The following is a 20,853-nucleotide window of genomic DNA, read 5'->3' on the forward strand; positions in this document are numbered from 1 at the left end:
TGCGCACAGCCCTGTCGTCCTGGCGCGGCCGGATGATCGAGATCAAGACGCCCGCGCAGCTCGACGCGATGCGCGCGGCCGGGCTGGTGGTGGCCTCGGCGCTCGCCGGGGTCGCCGCGGCGGCCCGGCCCGGGGTGAGCACCGCGGAGCTGGACGAGCTGGCCGAGCAGACCATCCGCGACGCGGGCGCGGTGCCCTCGTTCAAGGGCTACCACGGCTTCCCGGCCAGCATCTGCGCCTCGGTCAACGAGCAGATCGTGCACGGCATCCCGTCGCGGTCGCAGGTGCTCGCCGAGGGCGACCTGATCTCGGTGGACTGCGGTGCCATCCTCGACGACTGGCACGGCGACTCCGCGGTCACCCTGTACGTCGGCGCGGTCACCGACGCCGAGCGGGCGCTGTCGGACGCCACCAAGGCGGCCATGGAGGCGGGCATCGCGGCCGTGGCCCCGGGGGCCCGGCTCACCGACGTCTCGCACGCCATCGAGAACTCCATCCACGCCTCCGCGAAGGCGCACGGCCGCGAGTACGGCATCGTCCGCGAGTACGGCGGCCACGGCATCGGCAGCGCCATGCACATGGAGCCGTTCCTGCCCAACTACGGCAAGCCCGGCAAGGGCCCGCGGCTGCGCACCGGCATGGCCATCGCCATCGAGCCGATGCTCACCCTCGGCGTCGAGGAGACCGTGGAGCTGGAGGACGGCTGGACGGTCGTCACCGCCGACGGCTCCCGTGCCGCCCACTGGGAGCACACGGTCGCGGTAACCGATGACGGTCCGTGGGTGTTGACCGCCCCCGAATAGGTCATTTCCTCCCGGGTCGACCCCCGATTTGGGGCCTTGTCCCCACGCGCGTACACTTGACAGCTGGCGCTGGAATCAGCGCCAGTTCCGTCGTGCGTGCCTTCCGGTGCGGCCCTGGCTGCCGCTGTTCGGCGCGTCGACGGGGTGCGGGCCCGGCCCGCGAACCATCACGAAACCTGTCACGAAACGCGGAGGACATGGGCAAGAAGGACGGGGCCATCGAGGTCGAAGGCCGCGTGGTCGAGCCACTCCCCAACGCGATGTTCCGCGTCGAGTTGGAGAACGGCCACAAGGTTCTCGCACACATCAGCGGCAAGATGCGGCAGCACTACATCCGCATCCTGCCCGAGGACCGGGTCGTCGTAGAGCTGTCGCCCTACGACCTGTCCCGCGGCCGCATCGTCTACCGCTACAAGTGACGAACCCGGCGGTCACCGCCGGGATGCCACTACTGGTGCCCCTGGCACGCCACGGGGTACGCGGCCGAAGCAAGAGAGAGAAGCAGACGTGAAGGTCAACCCGAGCGTCAAGAAGATCTGCGACAAGTGCAAGGTGATCCGCCGCCACGGGCGGGTCATGGTGATCTGCGAGAACCTGCGCCACAAGCAGCGCCAGGGCTGATCACCGCCTAGCCGTCGCCGGATCTACGCGACAGCGACGAAGAGGACCTCCCGCCACCTGTCGGGTCACTCGGACCTGATGCACCCCCGGACTCCAGGCCGGGGCCCGGGCACTCGCCCGGGGCGGTGCGGGAGCAGACCTGGGGAGAACTCAAGAGGAGAAACCGCCGCAATGGCACGCGTCGCAGGCGTCGACCTCCCCCGCGAGAAGCGGATGGAGATCGCGCTGACCTACATCTTCGGCATCGGCCGGACGCGCTCCAAGGAGCTGCTGGCCGCCACCGGGATCAGTCCGGACCTGCGGGCCAAGGACCTGTCCGACGAGGACGTCGTCCGGCTCCGGGACTACATCGAGAACAACTTCAAGGTCGAGGGTGACCTCCGCCGCGAGGTGCAGGCCGACATCCGTCGCAAGATCGAGATCGGCTGCTACGAGGGTCTGCGGTGGCGCCGCGGTCTCCCCGTCCGCGGTCAGCGGACGAAGACCAACGCCCGTACCCGCAAGGGACCGAAGAAGACCGTCGCCGGCAAGAAGAAGGCCGGCAAGAAGTGACCAAGAGCTGCGAGACCGTGGTCGCCGTCGTTCCCCAACGACGTCGGAACCGGGCCTTCATGGCCCTCACCGTCGCGCCCAAGTGCGCCCGCCCGGCTGCACTGCGCGAGCTCTACACGGACGCCGGATCAATCATCCGCAACGCAGCTCCTGAGATCACCACCTCGCGCACCAGCTAGGAGAAACCCCAAGACATGCCCCCCAAGTCGCGTACCGGCGCCGGAGTCAAGAAGGTCCGGCGCAAGGAAAAGAAGAACGTCTCGCACGGGCACGCCCACATCAAGAGCACGTTCAACAACACCATCGTCTCGATCACCGACCCGACCGGCGCCGTCATCGCGTGGGCGTCGTCCGGGCACGTCGGCTTCAAGGGCTCGCGCAAGTCGACGCCCTTCGCCGCTCAGATGGCCGCGGAGAACGCCGCGCGCAAGGCCGCTGAGCACGGCATGAAGAAGGTCGACGTGTTTGTCAAGGGCCCCGGTTCCGGCCGGGAGACCGCGATCCGCTCGCTGCAGGCGGCGGGCCTCGAGGTCGGCACGATCCAGGACGTGACCCCGCAGCCGCACAACGGTTGCCGCCCGCCCAAGCGGCGCCGGGTCTGAGGAACGGGGAGGACTGAGAGAACATGGCACGCTACACCGGCCCAGCCACCCGTATCTCGCGTCGGCTCAAGGTCGACCTCGTCGGCGGGGACCAGGCGTTCGAGCGCCGTCCGTACCCGCCCGGCCAGCACGGTCGCGGTCGCAGCAAGGACAGCGAGTACCTGCAGCAGCTGCAGGAGAAGCAGAAGGCGCGCTACACCTACGGCGTCCTCGAGCGGCAGTTCCGCCGCTACTACGAGACCGCCGTGCGCCGCCAGGGCAAGACCGGTGAGGTCCTGCTCCAGCTGCTCGAGTCGCGTCTGGACAACGTGGTCTACCGCGCCGGGCTCGCCCGCACGCGCCGCCAGGCGCGCCAGCTGGTCAGCCACGGCCACTTCATCGTGAACGGCAAGAAGGTCAACATCCCCAGCTTCCAGGTGTCTAAGTTCGACATCATCGACGTGAAGCCGAAGTCGTTGCCGACGCTGCCGTTCGTCGCCGCCAAGGAGTCCTTCGGCGACCGCCCGATCCCGGGCTGGCTGCAGGTCGTCCCGTCGAACCTCCGCGTCCTCGTGCACCAGCTGCCCGAGCGCGCGCAGATCGACGTGCCGGTCACCGAGCAGCTGATCGTCGAGTTCTACTCGAAGTAGGCGCTGCCGGGGAGGCGGCGCCGAGTGCCGCCTCCCCGCCGCCGGTCACCACCGGCGGCATCCCATCACCACCGGCGTCAAATAGCGGGCGCCACCGGGAAGGAAGAACCAAGAAGTGCTCATCTCACAGCGTCCCGGCCTCGCCGAGGAGCCGGTCAACGAGACCCGCTCCCGCTTCGTCATCGAACCGCTCGAGCCCGGCTTCGGCTACACCCTGGGCAACTCGCTGCGGCGCACGCTGCTGTCCTCGATCCCCGGTGCCTCGGTCACCAGCATCCGCATCGACGGTGTGCTGCACGAGTTCACCACCGTGCCGGGGGTCAAGGAGGACGTCACCGACATCATCCTCAACCTCAAGGAGCTCGTGGTCTCCTCGGAGGAGGACGAGCCGGTGACGATGTACCTGCGCAAGCAGGGCCCCGGTGAGGTCACCGCGGGCGACATCGTGCCGCCCGCGGGCGTCACGGTGCACAACCCGGACCTGCACATCGCCACGCTCAACAGCAAGGGCAAGCTGGAGATCGAGCTCGTGGTCGAGCGCGGTCGCGGCTACGTCCCGGCCGTGCAGAACAAGCAGGCGGGCGCGGAGATCGGCCGGATCCCGGTCGACTCCATCTACTCGCCCGTGCTGAAGGTGACGTACAAGGTCGAGGCGACCCGCGTCGAGCAGCGGACCGACTTCGACAAGCTCATCCTCGACGTGGAGACCAAGCCGTCGATCACCCCGCGCGACGCCGTGGCGTCCGCGGGCAAGACGCTGGTCGAGCTGTTCGGGCTGGCCCGTGAGCTCAACGTCGACGCGGAGGGCATCGAGATCGGCCCGTCGCCGCAGGAGGCGGACACCATCGCCGCCTACGCGATGCCGATCGAGGACCTCGACCTCACCGTGCGCTCCTACAACTGCCTCAAGCGCGAGGGCATCCACACCGTGGGTGAGCTCGTGTCGCGCAGCGAGGCGGACCTGCTGGACATCCGCAACTTCGGCGCCAAGTCGATCGACGAGGTCAAGATGAAGCTCGTCGGCCTCGGCCTCGCGCTCAAGGACAGCCCGCCCGGGTTCGACCCGACGGCGGCGGCGACGGACTACGCCACCGACAGCTGGTCCGACAGCGCGGACACCGGCACCGACGACGGCCAGGACTACGCAGAGACCGAGCAGCTCTAGGTCCACAGCGGACTCCTGAGCAGCGGATTTCCCCAAGGAGCAAGCAATGCCCACCCCAACCAAGGGCGCCCGCCTCGGCGGCGGTCCGGCCCACGAGCGGCTGCTGCTGGCCAACCTGGCCACCGCGCTGTTCGAGCACGGCCGGATCACCACCACCGAGGCCAAGGCCCGCCGCCTGCGCCCGTACGCCGAGCGGCTGATCACCAAGGCCAAGGTCGGTGACCTGCACAACCGCCGCGAGATCATGAAGGTGATCCGCGACAAGGACGTCGTGCAGCGCCTGTGCACCGAGATCGGTCCGTTCTTCAGCGACCGCAAGGGCGGCTACACCCGGATCACCAAGACGATGCCGCGCAAGGGCGACAACGCCCCCATGGCGGTCATCGAGCTGATCCAGGAGAAGACGGTCACCGCGGAGGCCGAGGCCGCCCGCAAGACCAAGTTCGCCAAGGACGCCAAGAAGGACGAGACCCCGGCCACCCCGGTCGAGGTCGAGGAGACCAAGGTCGACGAGACCCCGGAGGCGGTCGACGCCCCCGAGGCCACCGAGACCAAGGCCGAGGCGACCGAAGAGGCGAAGACCGAGGACAAGTCCTGACGGTCGAAGAACCCGCGAACGAGCCCGCCACCCCTGCTGGGGGCGGCGGGCTCGTTCGTGTCCGCCTGGACATCGCCTACGACGGCACGGACTTCTCGGGGTGGGCCGCCCAGCCGGACCGTCGGACGGTCTGCGGTGTGCTCGAGGAGACCCTGCTGCAGGTGCTGCGCCGGAAGGTGCGGTTGACGGTCGCGGGCCGCACGGACGCGGGTGTGCACGCGACGGGGCAGGTGGCCCACATGGACCTGCCCTCGGACGTGGACATCGACGCGCTGGTCCCGCGACTGGCACGGGCCCTGCCGGGCGACGTCCGGGTCACCGCGCTGCGGCGGGTGCCGGGGGAGTTCGACGCCCGGTTTGCCGCCCTGCGCAGGCATTACGCGTATCGGGTGTGCGACGAGCAGTGGCGCGCGGCGCCGTTGACCCGCAACCACGTCGTTGTGTGGCCCCGGCGCCTCGACCTGGACGCCCTCAACGCCGCGTCACGGCTGCTGGTCGGCGAGCACGATTTCGTGGCGTTCTGCAAACGCCGCGCCGGAGCCACCACCATCCGCGAACTCCAGCGTCTCGAGTGGACCCGTGATGGGGACGGGGTACTGACGGCCCGGGTCTCGGCGGACGCCTTCTGCCACTCGATGGTCCGCAGCCTGGTAGGCGCCTTACTGGCCGTCGGCGAAGGCCGAAAACCCGCCGACTGGCCCGCTTCCATGCTGACGGCGACGGAACGCCCCAGCGCCATCACGGTGGCACCTGCCCACGGGTTGGCGTTGATCGGTGTGGACTACCCGGCTGATGAAGACCTGGCGGCCCGCTCACTGATCACCCGCAACGTGCGGACTCTCTGACGGGGCAAGGCTGAGCCCTGCACTGCGTACTCGCGCTCACCCACTCGCAGCAGTGATCTCGCAACTTCTCCCGCCCGGCCAGGCCGAGTCCGCTGCCCGCTGCCCGCTGCCCCAGCCTTCACCCCCCCGAGCCGCACCAGGCTGCCTCGCAACCTCTTCGCCGCCCCGCCAGGCCGAACCCGCTACCCATCGACCTGCGCCAGCCCTGGCCTCCACCCGCCCAAGCAGCACACGCCCTCCCCACCCAGGTCGCCTCGCAACCCGTCTCCGCCCCGCCAGGCCGAGCCCGCTTCCCGCCGACGTGTGCCAGCCCGACCCCCACCGAACTCGTCGCGCTCCTGCTCACTGCTCGATGGGGTGGAACGTCTTTGTGTGGGGGGACGGACCTGCCAAGCTTTCCCTGCGGGTGGGGTGGGCTTGCCCCTCCCACCGCTTTGCCCCACCGCAGGTTCGTAGGGGCCCCGCGCAAAGACGTTTCACCCCATCGAGCAACGCTCGATGTCGCGTTCAGACCACGGGAGAACAGGTCCCCGCTGGGTCGATCGATACCCACCTCACGCCGCGGACCAGACCAGCGCCGGGCCGGGTTGATCAGTCCAGCCCCACGCGAAAAACAGGGGCGGCCTCGATTGAGTGAACTTGCTTTGCGCGGGGCCCCTACGAACCTGCGGTGGGGCAAAAGCGGTGGGGATGGCAAGCCACCCCACCCGCCGGACAGCTTGGCAGGCTCGTCCCCCCACGCAAAGCAAGTCCACCCAATCAAGGCGTGTGGCAGGGGCGCGTTGCGTTCTGCGGTGGTGGGGATCCTGCGGCGGTGGTGAGGGTGGCTGGGGAGGAACGTGTTGGGTGGGAGTGGGGGCGGGGTGGGGATCCTGCGGCGGTGGTGAGGGTGGCTGGGGAGAAATGCGTTAGGCGGGGGCCGGGGGTCCTGCGGCGGTTGTCTGGATGGTTGGGGAGAGAAGAGAAGGCGGCGGGGTGGGCCTTCTGTTGCGGTTGCGGGCGGGTCTGGTACCGCCCGCGTTGGGGTGAGGGTTGGGCTTCGGGGTGGCGGTTGCCGGGGTGGCTGGGGCGATAGAGAAGTAGGTGGGGTGGGTTCTACCTGGCGTGGTCGGGGTGGAGTGCTTGGGGTGTAAAGACACGAACGCCCCCGGCCTGGGCCGGGGGCGTTCATGGTGTGTACAGCCAGTCAGCGTGAATCAGTTCATGGGTGCTCGATTCGGTTGTGTGGTGCTGTTGTTGGTTTTGCTCAGCCGTTGAGGGAGAGGGTCCAGCTGTTGAGGTAGCCGGTGTCCGCCTTGTAGTAGTCGCGGGCCTGGAGCTTCCAGACGCCGTTCCTGGCCTTGGCGGAGAGGTTGACCGTGTAGGTCTCCTTGATGTTGTCCGCCGAGTCCGTGGTGGACACGCTCTTCAGCTTGTAGATCGTGCCGTCCGGGGCGATCAGGTCGATGCCGACGTCACCGCGGAAGGTGTGGGTGAAGTCGACGGTCACCTTGCTGGTGGCCGACGCGTTGCCGGTGCAGCCGCTGATGGTGATCGCGCTGGTGATGGCGGAGCCGCCGTCCGGGAGGACGACCTTGCCGACGTTGCTCACCGGGGCGCAGGTCGCCGGGGTGGGCGTGGGCGTCGGGGTGGGGGTCGGGGTGGTCGGCTTCGGAGTCGGGGTGGGGGTCGGCGTCGGGGTCGGCGTGGGGGTGGGCGTTGGCGTGGCGGTCGGGGCCACCAGCTGCAGCAGCTTGTTCGGCGAGCTGGTGCCCGGGTTGGTCACCTTGTTCGCCACCGCCGCGTTCACCAGCGCGGTGCTCACCTGGGCCGGGGTCGCGTTCGGGTTGGCCGACAGGTACAGCGCGGCCGCGCCCGCCACGTGCGGGGACGCCATCGACGTGCCGCTGATGGTGTTCTTCGCGGTGGTGCCACCGATCCACGCCGAGGTGATCGCGTCACCGGGGGCGAAGATGTCGGTGCAGCGGCCGTAGTTCGAGTAGCTGGCGCGCGCGTCGGTCTTGGTGGTGGCACCGACGGTGATGGCCTCCGCGACGCGGGCCGGGGAGTAGTTGCAGGCGTCCGCGTTGGAGTTGCCCGCGGCCACGGCGTAGGTCACGCCCGCCACGATCGAGCGCTGCACGGCCTGGTCCAGCGCCACCGAGGACGCGCCGCCGAGGCTCATGTTGGCGACGGCGGGCTTGACGCGGTTCGCGGTCACCCACTCCACACCGGCGATGACGCCGGAGGTGGTGCCGGAGCCGTTGCAGTCCAGCACGCGCACGCCGATCAGCTTGACGCCCTTGGCCACACCGTAGGTGGTGCCGCCGATGGTGCCCGCCACGTGCGTGCCGTGGCCGTTGCAGTCGGTCGCGTCGTTGTCGTTGTCGACCTTGTCGGTGCCGCTGACCGCGCGCCCGCCGAAGTCGGAGTTGGTCAGGTTGATGCCGGTGTCGATGACGTAGACGTTCACGTTCGACGCGGTCGTCGGGTAGGTGTACTTGGCGTTGAGCGGCAGCGACGCCTGGTCGATGCGGTCCACGCCCCACGACGGCGGGTTGGTCTGGTCGCCCGTGGCCACCAGCTTCTGGTCGGCCTCGACGTAGGCCACGGCCGGGTCGGCCGCGGTCCACTTGGCCTGCTGCAACGTCATCGTCGCCGAGTAGCCCTTGACCGCGTTGGCGAAGCGCTGCTTCACCTTGCCGCCGTGCTTGCTGGTGAGGCTGTCGGAGGTCGAGGTGGTCGGTGCCACCCCGTCCTTGTAGACGACGATGTAGCTGCCGGGGACCGTGGTGGACAGGTTGGTGCCGAGCACCGGACCCTCCGCCGCGTTCGCCGAGTTGGACAGGGCCAGGCCCAGTCCGGCAGCGCCCAGCGCGGCGACCGCCACGGTGACACCGCTGATTCGCCGCATCCGTGCGGCGCGAGACATACCCATTCCTTGGTCTCCTTCGCAGGGGGACACTCGTGGGCCCTGCGAACCCGTGCACCGCGGCGGTCGGAGATGGAGTGACGCGAGTCGCGTCACCCACACATCCAACCGCCGCGTTACGCCGCGATCGGGGGACCCGTGGTGTGCCTGAGAACGAACAGTGCGGAGTGCTTTCCGAGATGCGCACCCCGCTCGGGTTCCGCTGTTCGGCCGATCGGGTGTACTCCTGAGGGATTAATCGTCACTCAGGTGAGAAATCACCGAAGTCAGTCCAGACCAGTACCGAGCGTCAACCACCCCGGGCGAACGGTGGTCGGCCGGGTACCCGGCGCGACCGGTGGGGCAGAGGCGACGGCGGCCGCACCCATCGGGTGCGACCGCCGTCTGTGGGGAGCGGGTTATGACCTCCACCATGAAGCCCGCCCACCGTTGCCGTCTCGGGTGCCTGCCGAGTGCGAAGGAGGTGTACCCGGCTCAGTCGCCGCGGCGCACCGGGCCGAGGATCTGCTGCTCCTTCGCCGTGGACACCAGGCGCATCGTGCGCCACAGGTTCCGGCCGAGCGCGACCACCTGGTCGTCGGCCAGCGTGGTCAGCTGCTTGATCATGTGCGGCGGCAGCCGCCAGATCCGGGCCGCCAGCTGCGCCTGCCCGACCGGCAGCCGCTGCAGCAGGATCAGGTCCGCCGCGTTGGCGGTCGCCCCGGCCTGCGGGTGCATGTACGGCAGCACGTAGACCGTGGTCTGCCACGGCGACCGCGGCGGGAACAGCTCCTGCGGCGTCGGGCCGCCGTCGTGCACGACCAGCAGCGGGCTGTCCTCCGACGGCCGCGGCAGCTCCACCGGGCTCAACCGGCGGACCTGCACCAGCGGCGCGGGGCGGCCGTCCGGCCCGTTGCCCGCCGCCTTCTGCAGGACCTGCCACGACGCCGGGCGCCCGGTCGCGACGACCACCAGCGCGCCGACCGCCATCGCCCGCAGCGCCACCTGCCGGGCCAGGTACAGCCCGCCGACCAGCACGATCCTGGTCGGCACCGGGCGCAGCGCCGAGATCGTCAGCGGCTCGCCCTGCTGGCCCGAGCCCAGCACCATGCCGCCGCGGTCACCCGACGGGCTCACCGCGTCCAGCATGTCCGGGGTGACCAGGAACTCCGGCGCGACCGCCGCGCCGCCGCCCCGGGTGTCCAGCAGCCTGCTCGACCCGCTCATGCCCCTACCCCCAGCAGTCCGCTCATGCCTGTCCTCCCAGCGGGAGCGTCGCGGCCAGCCCGGCCACCTGCAGACCGCGCAGCGGGGTGAGCGTCACGCCCAGGCGGTCGGAGATGGCGGTGAGCCGGTCGTCGGCGTGGTCCAGTTCCTCCGGGGTGCGCGCGCTGACCCGCACGAGGCTGCGCAGGCCGACCTGGCCGTCGTCGCTGCCCGGGGTCAGCGACATGGCGACCGTGGTGGACAGCGCGCGCACGCCGGTCAGCGCGTTGAGGCTGGTGGCGACCTTGCCCTGGGGCCAGCCGGTGATCGCGTAGCTGGCGTGGCCGATGCCCGCCGCGGTCACCCCGCTCCAGCGCTCCCGCAGGCCGACGCGGTTGTTCGAGCCCGCGACCCCGGACAGCTCGGCCGCGGCGATGCCCGCCTTCAGCAGCTCGTCCGGGTCCAGCGGCCGGGTCGGCACGCCGCGCGACTCCAGCGCGTTGCGCACCCGCGACAGCGCGCCGATCAGCGCCCGGTGCGCGCCGACGACACCGCCGCCGCGCTCGCGCACCGCGGCCGGGCAGCGGCGCGGGTCGAGCCGGACCGCCACCCAGGTGGTGCGCCGCGCCACCGCGGGCAGCGGGCCGAGCACCTCCAGGTAGGACGCCAGCGCGGGGGAGTTCGGCGGCAGCGCCGCGCTGCCGGGGTAGCAGTGCCAGATGACCTGGATCGCGTCGAGCACCACGCCCCGGTCCTCCAGGCACGGGGCCAGCGCGCCCAGCGGCAGGCTCGGCGTCGACCCGACCTCGGTGACCAGCGCGGGCGCCGGGTCGACCAGCAGCACCGCGGTCCAGGTGCCCTCGTGCCAGGCCAGGCCGAGCGGCTTCTCCTCGTGGTCCTTGGCGTGCGCGACGACCAGGTCCGGCACGGCCAGCCGCAGCAGGCTCACCCGGGGGTCGTCCGGCCCGGTCACCGCGGAGGCGTCGGCCGCGGCCAGCTGCTCCATGGTGATCGTCTCGGCGGGCTTGCTGACCCGGGAGTGGGAGCGCAGCGCGTAGCGCGCAGTCAGCCCGATCCACTGGGTGAACCAGCGGCCCCGCCAGCGCAGCGCGGCCAGGATCAGCGCCACCCCGCCGATGCCGATCGAGACGTACTTGAGCTCCAGGTCGATCGCCAGCAGCACGAGCCCGATGGCGACACCGACCTCCAGCACCACCAGGTTCGCCACGGGCAGCGCGCCCAGGCTCGCGCCCCGGTTGCGCCTGCGCGCCGACACCCGGGCGCGCGGCGCCGCGGGCGGCTGCGCACCGGCCGGGGGCCGGGTCGGCGGCTGGCCGGGCGGCGGACCGCCGGGACGACCGGGGCCACCAGGTCCACCGGGGCCACCAGGTCCACCAGGTCCACCGCCGCGGCCGCCGGGCGGGGGGCCCGCCGGGCCACCGGGACCACCCGGGCCACCGGGTCGGGGCGGCTGACCGGGAGGGGGTGTGCGGCCGTGTCGTGGAGGAGTGGTCACCGACATCCGCTCGTTCTCTTCCCCTCGATCAGTGCGCCTGGCTCATCCGCTGGGCCGTCCACGGGTTTGGTGGAGACCCACATGCGGCCGTCACGGTACGGCTATCCTGCGGAACCGTACCGCGACGGGGAGAGCAGCAGGCCGAGAATGCCATCAACACCGACTACGAAGTCACAGGTCCAGGCGTACCGCTTCGTGCTGCGGAGGATGCAGTCCGCGCTCGTCCGCAAGGACGCGGTGATGCTCCACGACCCGATGCGCACGCACAGCCGCGCCACGGTCGTCGGGGTGTGCATCGCGGCGGTCGGCGTGCTCGGCTTCCTGGTGTACGGGCTGCTCAGCCCGGCGCCGAAACTCCCCGACCAGGCGGGCATCATCATCGCCAAGCCGTCGGGCGCGGTGTACGTGCTGCTGACCAACACCGAGAAGGGGAAGGTCCTCATCCCGACCTTCAACCTCGCCTCGGCCCGGCTGCTGATGCTGGCCCGGACCAACCCGGGCGCCCAGCAGCCCGGCAGCCAGACCCAGGGGTCGGCCACCGCGGCCGGGCCGACGGTCCCCGAGGTCATCCCCGACAGCCAGCTCGTCGACATCCCCCGCGACCGGCTCACCGGCATCCAGGACGGCCCGCAGCTGCTGCCCGAGCCCGCCCAGCGGATCGGCAGCAACTGGGCCGTGTGCGACGAGTACAAGCTGGACCCGAGCCTGGTCAACCAGGCCAGCGAGGACAAGATCGAGACCACGGTCGCGGGCGGGGTCAAGGACCTCGGGCCGGAGCTGGCCGACAACGAGGCCCTGCTGGTGCGGTCCACGACCAAGAAGACGTACCTGGTCTACCGCACCCCGGCCACGGCGAACATCAAGAACGCCAACACCGTGCGCGCCGAGGTCGACATGTCCAAGGGCAACATGCGCTCCGCGCTGAACCTGCGCGAGGAGAACATCCGGCAGATCACCACCGGGCTGCTCAACGCCATCCCGGAGGCGCCGAAACTGGAGGCGCCGCTGATCCCCGGTCAGGGCTCGCCGAGCTCGGCCAACATCAACAACCTGCCCACGGGCTCGGTCGTGCAGGTCGAGCGCGCGGGTCGCACGGACTACTACGTGCTGCTGCGCGACGGTGTGCAGCAGATCAAGAAGACCACCGCGGACCTGATCCGCTTCACCGCCACCGCCGGTGGCGCCGAGATCACCCGGGTGCCGCCGGACAAGATCCCGGCCGTGGCGGGCCAGGGCACCATCGACGACCGCAGCTTCCCCGAGGTCGTGCCCGAGGCGCTGAGCCCGGTCAACTACCCGGTGGCCTGCCTCGGCTGGAGCGTGGTCGGCGACGGCCCGAACGCCGACCAGCACACCGAGGTGCACATCGGCACCAAACTGCCGCTGCCGACCAACGCCACCGGCAAGGCGGCGTCGATCGACATCAGCAGCCCCAGCGCCGACGGCCAGCGCCTCGAGCACTTCTACATGCCGCCCGGCCGCGCGGCGGTCGTGCGCGGCGCGACCTCGCGGCAGGACTTCCAGACCGGGCCGATCTACCTGATCTCCGACCGGGGCGTGAAGTTCGGCGTGCCGGACCAGCGGACCGCGGAGGCGCTGGGCCTGACCAACCAGCTGCCCGCCCCGGACGCCATCGTCCGGCTGCTGCCCAACGGCGCCTCGCTGAACACCCGCGACGTCCTGCAGACCTACGACGTCGTCCCGGTCGCGGCGGGCCAGTTCCCGTCCACCACGGCCCAGGCGCCGCAGCCCGCCACCCAGCCGACGGGTGGGAACTGACCGCCGATTGACGGACTTCGGGAACCGGACGCCTGCCACTACCGTCGAAGGGGCACCGCGAGCGGGGAGGGCCTAGCCATGGCGATCGAGGTCGATCCGGCCTGGGTGGACGGGTACGCGCGCAAGGTGGCCGCCGCCGCGGACCAGCTGGGCCGCTGTGCCGAGGTCCTGCGCACGGCCCCCCTCACCGCCGAGTCCTTCGGGTCGCTCGGCCGCACGGTCCACCTCACCGACTCGTACGCGCGGGCCTCCGACGTGCTGCGCACCCAGCTCACGCGCGGGGTCGAGGCCCTGCACGCGGCGGCGACCTCGCTGACCCAGGTCGCCGCGCACCACCAGGGCTCCGACGACGACGGCGCCCGGACCATCCGACGCAGCGGCCAGCTCTGAGGGGGCCTGTGATGCGCGCGCAGTGGCAGGACGACTCGGACTGGCAACCGGCCGAGATCGACGTCGGCCGCTACTTCGAGGCCGACACCGGTGAGGCGGTGCTCGCCGAGTCGGCGCCGGTCGAGGCGTCGGCAGGCGCCGCCCACAGCCCGCGGGCGGGTGCCCCGAGCCTGGCCTCCGCCCAGCCCCCGGCCGACCAGGTGCCGACCGTGCAGGGCGGCCTGGACGGGCCGGACATCGAGGCCAACATCAGCTCGTACCTGGACTTCCTCACCCGCCTGTGCCGCGAGCTCGGCATGCCGGACCCGGTCGAGGAGTACTTCGCGCCGGTCGTCGGCCGGTGGAGCGACATGCACGCCGAGGCGGAGCGGTGGCGCACCGTCGGCGCCGTGTCGGAGCTGGTCGTCAACGACCTCACCCAGCCGCTCGGCGGCCTCGACGCGGCCTGGAAGGGCGCCGACGCCGACTCGTTCATCGGCTACATGGCCAAGGTCGGCCTGGCGGGCAACGACATGTCCGACGCCATGATCGCCATGGGCGAGGTGCTCGACGCGACCGCGGACGGGCTGCGCGAGATCGTCACCGAGATGGCCGGGCTGCTCGCCGAGGTCGCCGAGACCGGCAAGCAGTCCACGTCCGGGCCCGGCCGCAACGACGACCGCACCCGCCAGTACCTCGACGCCGTGAACCGCCCGACCCGCGAGCTGTTCGAGGCGGTCCGGCAGGTCCTGGAGGCGCTGGTCCGGCTCTGCGACAGCCTCGACGGCTCGAAGGTGTTCGACACCGTCGCGATGGAGCACAAGTTCCCCGGGGAGAACTGGGCGTTCGCCGAGGTCCCCGAGGTGACGGTGCCGAAGACTCCCGTGACCCCGCCGACCTCGGAGTCCGTCCCCGCGGGCGCGGGCTTCGAACCCTCCGGCGGCGGCGGGTTCGGTGGCGGTGGCGGTGGACTGGGTGGTGGCGGGATCGGCGCGGGCGCCGGGACCGGTGCCACGCCCACGCCGCCCCAGCCGGGCGGGTACGTCTCCGCCGGTGAGGCGCCGCCGAGCAGGCCCGGCGGTATGCCCGCGCCCCTGGCCGCCGCGGCGGAGTCGGGTGGCGGTCGCGGCGGCGGCGGCGGCATGATGGGTGGCATGCCCATGGGCGGGATGATGGGCGGCATGGGCCACGGTGCGGGTGGCAGCAACGAGCACAAGCCGCGCACCCGCGTCGCGGGGAACCCGCAGGACATCTTCGGCAAGCCCGCCAAGTCGTCCCCGGCGGTCATCGGGGACAACTGAGGCGTCAGACGACCGGCGGTCGGGTGAGGTCGAAGAGGTCGATCTGCTTCTCCTCGAACAGCGCTTCCAGCGCGTCCGGGCCGTTGGCGTCGAGGTAGTCGCGTTCACTGTCCGAGATGGGCACGACCATCAGCCACGCCACCGTCTTGTCCGGCAACTCCAGCGTGCCCGGATCGTCGCCCCACAGGAACGGCGACACGAAGAACAGGTGCGGCAGCGGGCTCTCCGGCGCGTACATCCGCACCACTTCGGGGAAAACCGCACCCGGGGCGCAGAACCACTTGTCGTTGACGACGCAGAACGCCGCGGTGGACACCACGTTGGCGAAGAACTCGACCGAGCTGTCGCAGGCGCCGAGGATCTCCACGCGCGCCGGGTACTCCTCGCCGTCGAGCTCCAGCGGGTGGTCCGACAGGCCCAGCGTGGCGTACGAGGTCACGCCGCCCGCCGGGCTGTCCGGGACTTCCAGGACGTCGACGGCGTTGCGCTCGTCGTCGTCGTAGAACCGCGTGACCGTCGGCCTGCCGCCGAACGCCGCGGCGGCGGCGCGGGCGATAGCCCGGTTGGACTCCGAGGCGGCCACGGCTCAGCGACCCCCGTCACGGTCCGAAGTAGTCACTGGTGTGGTCCTCTCCGCGGTGGCTCTGGTTGGACTTGGGCAGCTCGGGCCGGTAGTGGCCGGGGTCGTTGTGCTCGTCGAGGAACTTGTCCCGGTCGATGCCCCGCTTGCCCGCGCTCTCCTGGTGCTTGCGGAACTCGTAGCCCGGCTTGTGGCCCATGTCCCAGCGCTGGTTCTTGCGCATCACCTTGCCGGTCAACGGGTCGCGCACCTTGCCGTCCTTGGACGCCTTGGCCGCGGCGTCCCAGACCTTGTCGCGCACTCCCTTCCGGTAGCCCGACGGCCGCTCGTACCGCTTGTCGACCTTAGCGGCTCCGGTGGTCGGGGGCTTGGCACCCTTGCCCGTCGCGGCACGGGCCCGCGTGGACGGCGACGGGGCCTTGTCGATGCGCTTGAGCGCCGTCTTCGCGCGCTTCGACGCGACCTGCACGTCGCCCGCGACCCGCTCCAGCTTGCGCATGGCGGCGGGCACCAGCTTCATCGCCCGGGAGATCCGGCCCACGCCGTCACACCCACTCGGCGATGAGCGCCAGCAGGTCCGCCACCACCGCGACGGTGCCGATGCCGAGGGTGACCCCGGTGGCCGCCAGCCAGATCGGGATCCGCTTGAGGATGATCTTGACCAGTTCGGCGATGAGCTCCTGCACGATCAGCCGGACCGCGGCGACCACGAGCCCGGCGGCCTCGACCGCGTTCGCCACGCTCTTCGCCGCTGCTCCCGAGGCCAGCAGCCCGTCGACCTGCTCGGCGGCCTGCGCCCGGTAGGCGTCGCCGGTTTCGCCGGTCCAGCCGGAGGTGTCGGTCTGCACGTAGTTCTTCAGGTCCACGGCGCTCTCGGTCGCCGCGCGCCCCTGTTCGCGCCAGTGCTCGGCGTAGGCCTGGATCGCGCCGGGGTCGCCCGCGAACTCGTTCAGCGCGTCCCGCAGCGGTTGCACGTGTTCGAGCACCCACTGCACACCGCTGCTGACCAGCGCGTCCACCGGGTTCGCCAGGTAGCCCAGCGCTTCGATGCCGGTGTTGAGGTCCAGGTCGGCCCAGTTGCCCGAGGAGATCGTCGACGACAGCTGCTCGATCGTCGCGCTGAGCCCGGTCTCGGTGTCGGTCATCCCAGCACCTCCGAGATGGCGGCGAGGTTGCCCGTGTTGGCGCTCTCGGTCGCGGTGTAGTCGGTGACGGTGCCGCCCATCATCGCCGAGGTGTGGTCCACCGACTCGGCCCCGGCCCGCAACAGCTCGGCCGCCTCGGTCACCATCGGTTGCAGCAGCGACGGGATGAACGCCCCCACGATCCCGAACGCGTTGGGCACCGAACCACCGGAACCCGCCGCCGCACTGGTCCGGTTGAGCGAATCCGCGACCGCGTTCAGGTGTTCGCGGTGTGCGGCCAACTCATCGGTGACGTACTTGTACCCAGGCTGAGCCACGGCGTCCCTCCTACCGGTAACGGATCGCGCGCGGACAGTGTAGGAAGCGGCTGCGGCATACTGGGGCCGTTCTCGTCGATCCACCCCGATTGGCCCAGGAAGGACAGCGCCGTGCCATCGACCGGACCCGCGGACATGGAGCGCCAGATCGACGAGTGGGCCACCCAGGTCCGCGCGAAAGCCGAGACCTACCAACGCCTCAACACCGAGATGGACTCCATCACGGGCACCGGGGAGGCGGCGGGCGGGGACGTCCGGGTCACGGTCAACCGAGCGGGCGTGGTGACAGCGCTGGAACTACCCGAACAACTCTCGGGTATGCGCGGCCCGACCCTCTCCGGCGAGATCATGCGCGCCATCCAACGCGCGCAGGCGACCTTGGGGGACAAGGTGGTCGGCCTGATGAGGGAGCGGGTCCCGGAGGACACCGCCAGCATCGCCACGACCGCCGACGCCTATGCCCGCCAATTCCCGGACGTAGACGGCGAAAGCGACACCCCGGCCACCCCCACCCCCAAGCCGCCGACCACAACCGACGACCTGGATTCCTTCGACGCCAACGCCTTCCGAACAGTCTTCGACAACCCCGACCAGTTCTGAACGGCTGTTCGGATCAGCCCTTCGGGGCAGACGAGCGGACAGCAAAGAAGGGCAGACGGAAGGAACAGAAGGGAAGGGACAGGCGAACCGAGCCACCGCTGCAACCGCCGCCAGATCCCAGCCCTCACCCACCTCGACGCGACTTGGCTAAGCCGGGCTCATCCCGCAACCGGTGTCCGCGTGCCCGTCTCACTTCGACGCGACTTGGCCATGCCGGGCCCACCCCGTAACCGCCGCAGAATCCCAGCCCACCACCGAACGCAACGCGCCCCCACCATTCGCCTTGATTGGGTGGGCTTGCTTTGCGTGGGGGGACGAGCCTGCCAAGCTGTCCCGCGGGTGGGGTGGGCTTGCCCCTCCCACCGCTCTTCCCCACCGCAGGCTCGAAGGGGCCCCGCGCAAAGCAAGTTCGCCCAATCGAGGCCCCACATCTTTTCCGCGAACAGCCGGACAAACCCAACGCGCCCAGCAAAGCCAAACCAAAGCCCTACGCGGAACCCCGAACTTCCTTCCGCGCCCCAGGCCGATTCCGCCGCACCGTGTGCACCACGAACAGCGTCAACAACAACAACAGCACCCCACCACCAGCACCCACCAACGCAACCCGCATCGGCGTCCAGTCCTTCTGCTCCGGCGCAGGCATCACCGCCCGCACATCCAACGCCGGATCCGCCGCCACCCCCTGCTCGCTCGGGATCAACGTCGTCAACGCCCCAATGGGATTGATCATCCCGTACCCCACCAGGTTGTCCCGCCCCCCAGGCGCGGCCGGGTGCGACGACGACAACTTCACCCGCTCCATCACCTGCTTCGCCGTCAACTCCGGATACCGCTCCCGGATCAACGCCGCCAGCCCCGCCACATACGGCGCCGCGAAACTCGTCCCCTGGATCGACACCTGCTTGTTCCCCGGCAGCACCTGCATGTTCGCCAGCCCGTCCGTAGCCGGGTCCAGCGAAATGATGTCCGTCCCCGGCGCCGCCACCGTCACCCACGGCCCCTGCACCGAGAACTCCGCCGGGTCCCCGTTCCGGTTCATCGCCGCCACCGAGATCACGTAGTCCGAGAACCACGGCGGCGTCACGATGTGCGTCGGTCGATTCGGGTCGATCCCGTTCCGCTGGTCCGGGCAACCGTGCTCACCGGTGTTGCCCGCGGACGCCACCAGCACCACGTTCTTCTGCTCGAACGCGTACCGCAGCGCCGCCTGCAGCTGCTTCTCCGCCTCGGTGATCGGCCCGCTGGCCACCGGCCGGCAGTTGTCCACCGACATGTTGATGACCGACGCGCCCTGGTTCGCCGCCGACACGACCGCCTTGGCCAGCGTTTCCAGGGTGCCCGCGGGCAGGTCCTCGCCCTCGGGCTTGGCCGCGGTCGGCCGGTTGCCCTTGTAGTTCGCGCTGGACTGGCGGATCGAGAGGATCTGCGCGTCCGGCGCGATGCCCTTGAACCCGATGTCGCTGCCCGCGGGCGGGTTCGCCGCGATGATGCCCGCCACCTCGGTGCCGTGCCCGTCGCAGTCCTCGAGGCCGCGCTTGTCCGGGATGACGAAGTCGCCGCCGGGCAGCACCCGGCCGCCGAAGTACGCGTGCTGCTTGACCCCGGTGTCGATCACCGCGACGACCTGGCCCTTGCCGGTGGCGAAGTGGTGCAGCTCGTCGAAGCGCAGCTGCAGCTGGCCCCACGGCTTGTTCTTCAGGTCCGTGCCCTGGTTCAGCGACCCGATGCACTCGTTGGCCAGGTTGTACTTGGTGTCCGGGTCGGTCCCGCCGGGCAGGGGGAAGTCCGCGGGCAGCGGCGGCGGCTTGGCCATGGAGTCCGGCTTGGCGGGCGCGGGGGACGACGGCTGGGAGGACGGTTGCGCGGCCGCGGGTAACGGGAGGGCGACCGCGATGGCCGCGACGGTGATCGAGGCCGCGAGCCTGCTTGCGGTGCGGCGCATCAGAACGACACGTGCCGCAGCGTCGCGTACAGGTCCATCACGGCCAGCGCCAGCGGCAGCACCACCGCGATGCAGATGGCCTCGATGACCTCGACCGTGCGCCGCAGCGGTGGCGAGAACCGCTGCTCCGGGAACACCACGCCGAGCACCAGCGCGGCGCCGCCGATCAGCACGAGCGCGCCGAACACCCACAGCAGCCGGTCGAAGGTGTCCGCGCCGAACAGCCAGCCGAACAGGATCCCGGCCGCGGCCAGCATCCCCGTGCCCAGCAACGCGATCGCCTGGCTGCCGTTGGCGTACGTGCGGCCGCGCAGCAGCAGCACCAGCGTCGCCACCACACCGAGCAGCACGCCCCACAGGCCCGGCGCCGCGGCGGCCACCACGGCGCCGATCGCCGCCGCCGCGCCGCAGCCGATGATCATGCCGGTCATGTACTCGTGCGCCAGGCCCGCGCGCCGCTCGATCGAGCGGTAGTCCGGGAAGCCGGTGTCCTCCTTGAGGTCCTCGGCGCTGCCCGGCACGTTCGGCAGCGGCAGCCGCGCCAGCTGGATCGTCAACCGGGGCAGCACCGACAGCGCGCCGAGCGCGAACGCCACCGTGCCCGCCGCGATCCCGGCCGCCGGGTGCGCGACCAGCGTCGCCACCGCGAACGCGATCACCCCGAGGGCCGCCGCGGTGCCCGCCGCGACGAACGTGGTGATCCCCGCGCCGATCAGCATGATCGCCGCGGACGCCACGATCAGCACCAGCGCCGAGGCCAGCAGCAGGCTCGCCCGGCCGGGCAGGCCCGGCACGATCGAGAGCCCGCTGACGAACGCCAGCGGCAGACCGCCCGCCGCCGCGATCAGCACGCCGGTGGTCTTCGCCTGGTAGCCGCGGGCGAACACCGCGCCCAGCGCGACCGCGACGACCGCGCCCGTGCCGCCGGTGACCGCGGGCCCGAGGTGCCCGCCGCCGAACAGCGGCCCGGCCATCAGCACCGCGAGGGCGCCCACCAGCAGCGCCAGCGCGCCCGCGATGTGCCCGATGCGGTTCGCCGTCTGCTTCGTCCACGGGCGGTAGCTGTCCGGGGTCGACTCGGCGATGGCGTCGACCACGTCGTCGAACAGCGGCTGCGGCGGGTTCTCGGCGCGCTTGCGCAGCTGCAGCAGCTCACCGTCCACCACGCCGAGCGAACCGAGGGTGCGGCTCGGGTCCAGCGGGCTGTCGCCCAGCTTCGCCAGGCACCACCCGCCGTGCCGCGCGCCGCCGTCCGGTGTGGCCTCCTCGGCCATCTTCAACAGCATCGGCAGCAGGTCGGCCACCGCCACGTCCACGGGCAACGCCACGTCGATGCGCCGGTTCGGCGCGACCACCGTCACCCGGCTGAACACGGTCGTACCGGTCGCCACTG

General features: G+C 71.0%; 23 protein-coding genes. 14 read left to right on the forward strand and 9 right to left on the reverse strand.

Features of this window, described 5'->3' with window-relative positions:
- Window positions 1-32 precede the first annotated feature (32 nt).
- The 10 genes from map to truA all read left to right on the forward strand — a co-directional run bounded on the left by map (window position 33) and on the right by truA (window position 5,815).
- Window positions 33-803: a type I methionyl aminopeptidase gene (map, locus tag CLV40_RS06835; RefSeq protein ID WP_104478304.1), complete on the forward strand. Its 771-nt coding sequence runs from the start codon at window positions 33-35 to the stop codon at window positions 801-803.
- Between the two features lie 197 nt (window positions 804-1,000).
- On the forward strand, window positions 1,001-1,222 hold the full coding sequence (infA, locus tag CLV40_RS06840) for a translation initiation factor IF-1 (RefSeq protein WP_005166804.1): 222 nt from the start codon (window positions 1,001-1,003) through the stop codon (window positions 1,220-1,222).
- An 88-nt stretch (window positions 1,223-1,310) separates the two neighbouring features.
- Complete coding sequence (gene rpmJ / locus CLV40_RS06845; protein ID WP_018682809.1) at window positions 1,311-1,424, forward strand: 50S ribosomal protein L36; 114 nt, start codon at window positions 1,311-1,313, stop codon at window positions 1,422-1,424.
- A gap of 171 nt (window positions 1,425-1,595) precedes the next feature.
- Window positions 1,596-1,976: a 30S ribosomal protein S13 gene (rpsM, locus tag CLV40_RS06850; RefSeq protein WP_104477988.1), complete on the forward strand. Its 381-nt coding sequence runs from the start codon at window positions 1,596-1,598 to the stop codon at window positions 1,974-1,976.
- Window positions 1,973-2,155, forward strand: coding sequence for a hypothetical protein (locus tag CLV40_RS37080; RefSeq protein ID WP_092777701.1), 183 nt, complete (start codon window positions 1,973-1,975; stop codon window positions 2,153-2,155). The genes rpsM and CLV40_RS37080 overlap by 4 nt, the downstream gene beginning before the upstream one ends.
- Window positions 2,156-2,170: 15 nt before the next feature.
- Entirely contained in the window at window positions 2,171-2,578 is a 408-nt protein-coding gene (gene rpsK, locus CLV40_RS06855) for a 30S ribosomal protein S11 (RefSeq protein WP_091454169.1), read from the forward strand.
- Window positions 2,579-2,601: 23 nt separating this feature from the next.
- Window positions 2,602-3,207, forward strand: a complete 606-nt coding sequence (gene rpsD / locus CLV40_RS06860) for a 30S ribosomal protein S4 (protein WP_104477989.1) — start codon at window positions 2,602-2,604, stop codon at window positions 3,205-3,207.
- A 115-nt stretch (window positions 3,208-3,322) separates the two neighbouring features.
- Window positions 3,323-4,372, forward strand: coding sequence for a DNA-directed RNA polymerase subunit alpha (locus tag CLV40_RS06865; RefSeq protein WP_104477990.1), 1,050 nt, complete (start codon window positions 3,323-3,325; stop codon window positions 4,370-4,372).
- 46 nt (window positions 4,373-4,418) lie between these two features.
- A complete protein-coding gene (gene rplQ, locus CLV40_RS06870) occupies window positions 4,419-4,970 on the forward strand; it encodes a 50S ribosomal protein L17 (RefSeq protein ID WP_104477991.1) in 552 nt (183 codons plus the stop codon).
- Between the two features lie 65 nt (window positions 4,971-5,035).
- Complete coding sequence (gene truA / locus CLV40_RS06875) at window positions 5,036-5,815, forward strand: tRNA pseudouridine(38-40) synthase TruA (protein ID WP_219823928.1); 780 nt, start codon at window positions 5,036-5,038, stop codon at window positions 5,813-5,815.
- Between the two features lie 1,246 nt (window positions 5,816-7,061).
- On the opposite strand, the gene CLV40_RS06880 is transcribed toward truA, so the two are convergent.
- The 3 genes from CLV40_RS06880 to eccE all read right to left on the reverse strand — a co-directional run bounded on the left by CLV40_RS06880 (window position 7,062) and on the right by eccE (window position 11,139).
- Entirely contained in the window at window positions 7,062-8,732 is a 1,671-nt protein-coding gene (locus CLV40_RS06880) for a S8 family serine peptidase (RefSeq protein ID WP_374065123.1), read from the reverse strand.
- 468 nt (window positions 8,733-9,200) lie between these two features.
- Window positions 9,201-9,932: a hypothetical protein gene (locus tag CLV40_RS06885; protein ID WP_104477993.1), complete on the reverse strand. Its 732-nt coding sequence runs from the start codon at window positions 9,930-9,932 to the stop codon at window positions 9,201-9,203.
- Between the two features lie 22 nt (window positions 9,933-9,954).
- Window positions 9,955-11,139, reverse strand: a complete 1,185-nt coding sequence (gene eccE, locus CLV40_RS06890; RefSeq protein WP_181043383.1) for a type VII secretion protein EccE — start codon at window positions 11,137-11,139, stop codon at window positions 9,955-9,957.
- Between the two features lie 435 nt (window positions 11,140-11,574).
- Here eccE and eccB point away from each other — a divergent pair, with 435 nt between their 5' ends.
- The 3 genes from eccB to CLV40_RS06910 all read left to right on the forward strand — a co-directional run bounded on the left by eccB (window position 11,575) and on the right by CLV40_RS06910 (window position 14,876).
- Complete coding sequence (gene eccB / locus CLV40_RS06900; RefSeq protein WP_104477996.1) at window positions 11,575-13,206, forward strand: type VII secretion protein EccB; 1,632 nt, start codon at window positions 11,575-11,577, stop codon at window positions 13,204-13,206.
- Between the two features lie 78 nt (window positions 13,207-13,284).
- On the forward strand, window positions 13,285-13,596 hold the full coding sequence (locus CLV40_RS06905) for a hypothetical protein (RefSeq protein WP_104477997.1): 312 nt from the start codon (window positions 13,285-13,287) through the stop codon (window positions 13,594-13,596).
- Between the two features lie 11 nt (window positions 13,597-13,607).
- The gene (locus CLV40_RS06910; RefSeq protein ID WP_245931145.1) at window positions 13,608-14,876 is read left to right on the forward strand and encodes a WXG100 family type VII secretion target; all 1,269 of its coding nucleotides are present in this window, start codon (window positions 13,608-13,610) and stop codon (window positions 14,874-14,876) included.
- Between the two features lie 4 nt (window positions 14,877-14,880).
- Here the strand turns inward: CLV40_RS06910 and CLV40_RS06915 are convergent, their stop codons facing one another.
- Genes CLV40_RS06915 through CLV40_RS06930 form a run of 4 tightly spaced genes read right to left on the reverse strand, consistent with a single transcriptional unit; the run spans window position 14,881 to window position 16,918 of the window.
- Window positions 14,881-15,459 (reverse strand): suppressor of fused domain protein, encoded by a 579-nt coding sequence (locus CLV40_RS06915; protein WP_104477998.1) that lies wholly within the window; start codon window positions 15,457-15,459, stop codon window positions 14,881-14,883.
- Window positions 15,460-15,475: 16 nt separating this feature from the next.
- Complete coding sequence (locus CLV40_RS40215) at window positions 15,476-15,997, reverse strand: HNH/ENDO VII family nuclease (RefSeq protein ID WP_281261646.1); 522 nt, start codon at window positions 15,995-15,997, stop codon at window positions 15,476-15,478.
- Between the two features lie 4 nt (window positions 15,998-16,001).
- Window positions 16,002-16,601 (reverse strand): WXG100 family type VII secretion target, encoded by a 600-nt coding sequence (locus CLV40_RS06925; protein ID WP_104478000.1) that lies wholly within the window; start codon window positions 16,599-16,601, stop codon window positions 16,002-16,004.
- On the reverse strand, window positions 16,598-16,918 hold the full coding sequence (locus CLV40_RS06930) for a hypothetical protein (RefSeq protein WP_104478001.1): 321 nt from the start codon (window positions 16,916-16,918) through the stop codon (window positions 16,598-16,600). The genes CLV40_RS06925 and CLV40_RS06930 overlap by 4 nt, the downstream gene beginning before the upstream one ends.
- A 111-nt stretch (window positions 16,919-17,029) precedes the next feature.
- On the opposite strand from CLV40_RS06930, the gene CLV40_RS06935 reads away from it, so the two are divergent.
- The gene (locus CLV40_RS06935) at window positions 17,030-17,518 is read left to right on the forward strand and encodes a YbaB/EbfC family nucleoid-associated protein (RefSeq protein WP_146107954.1); all 489 of its coding nucleotides are present in this window, start codon (window positions 17,030-17,032) and stop codon (window positions 17,516-17,518) included.
- Window positions 17,519-18,005: 487 nt separating this feature from the next.
- Here the strand turns inward: CLV40_RS06935 and mycP are convergent, their stop codons facing one another.
- Together mycP and eccD are read right to left on the reverse strand one after the other, a co-directional pair.
- On the reverse strand, window positions 18,006-19,460 hold the full coding sequence (mycP, locus tag CLV40_RS06940; RefSeq protein ID WP_104478003.1) for a type VII secretion-associated serine protease mycosin: 1,455 nt from the start codon (window positions 19,458-19,460) through the stop codon (window positions 18,006-18,008).
- Window positions 19,460-20,851, reverse strand: coding sequence for a type VII secretion integral membrane protein EccD (eccD, locus tag CLV40_RS06945; protein WP_245931146.1), 1,392 nt, complete (start codon window positions 20,849-20,851; stop codon window positions 19,460-19,462). The genes mycP and eccD overlap by 1 nt, the downstream gene beginning before the upstream one ends.
- Window positions 20,852-20,853 lie beyond the last annotated feature (2 nt).

Source organism: Actinokineospora auranticolor (genome assembly GCF_002934265.1).
GTDB lineage: Bacteria > Actinomycetota > Actinomycetes > Mycobacteriales > Pseudonocardiaceae > Actinokineospora > Actinokineospora auranticolor.

What these genes read in the sequence shown, in the direction of transcription:
- infA (WP_005166804.1), top strand. Translation starts at nt 1,001, where the DNA reads ATGGGCAAGAAGGACGGGGCCATCGAGGTCGAAGGCCGCGTGGTCGAG.
- CLV40_RS06925 (WP_104478000.1), bottom strand. Translation starts at nt 16,601, where the DNA reads ATGACCGACACCGAGACCGGGCTCAGCGCGACGATCGAGCAGCTGTCG.
- eccB (WP_104477996.1), top strand. Translation starts at nt 11,575, where the DNA reads ATGCCATCAACACCGACTACGAAGTCACAGGTCCAGGCGTACCGCTTC.
- mycP (WP_104478003.1), bottom strand. Translation starts at nt 19,460, where the DNA reads ATGCGCCGCACCGCAAGCAGGCTCGCGGCCTCGATCACCGTCGCGGCC.
- CLV40_RS06910 (WP_245931145.1), top strand. Translation starts at nt 13,608, where the DNA reads ATGCGCGCGCAGTGGCAGGACGACTCGGACTGGCAACCGGCCGAGATC.
- CLV40_RS06905 (WP_104477997.1), top strand. Translation starts at nt 13,285, where the DNA reads ATGGCGATCGAGGTCGATCCGGCCTGGGTGGACGGGTACGCGCGCAAG.
- CLV40_RS06880 (WP_374065123.1), bottom strand. Translation starts at nt 8,732, where the DNA reads ATGGGTATGTCTCGCGCCGCACGGATGCGGCGAATCAGCGGTGTCACC.
- rpsM (WP_104477988.1), top strand. Translation starts at nt 1,596, where the DNA reads ATGGCACGCGTCGCAGGCGTCGACCTCCCCCGCGAGAAGCGGATGGAG.
- rpsK (WP_091454169.1), top strand. Translation starts at nt 2,171, where the DNA reads ATGCCCCCCAAGTCGCGTACCGGCGCCGGAGTCAAGAAGGTCCGGCGC.
- rpsD (WP_104477989.1), top strand. Translation starts at nt 2,602, where the DNA reads ATGGCACGCTACACCGGCCCAGCCACCCGTATCTCGCGTCGGCTCAAG.
- CLV40_RS06885 (WP_104477993.1), bottom strand. Translation starts at nt 9,932, where the DNA reads ATGAGCGGGTCGAGCAGGCTGCTGGACACCCGGGGCGGCGGCGCGGCG.
- map (WP_104478304.1), top strand. Translation starts at nt 33, where the DNA reads ATGATCGAGATCAAGACGCCCGCGCAGCTCGACGCGATGCGCGCGGCC.
- rplQ (WP_104477991.1), top strand. Translation starts at nt 4,419, where the DNA reads ATGCCCACCCCAACCAAGGGCGCCCGCCTCGGCGGCGGTCCGGCCCAC.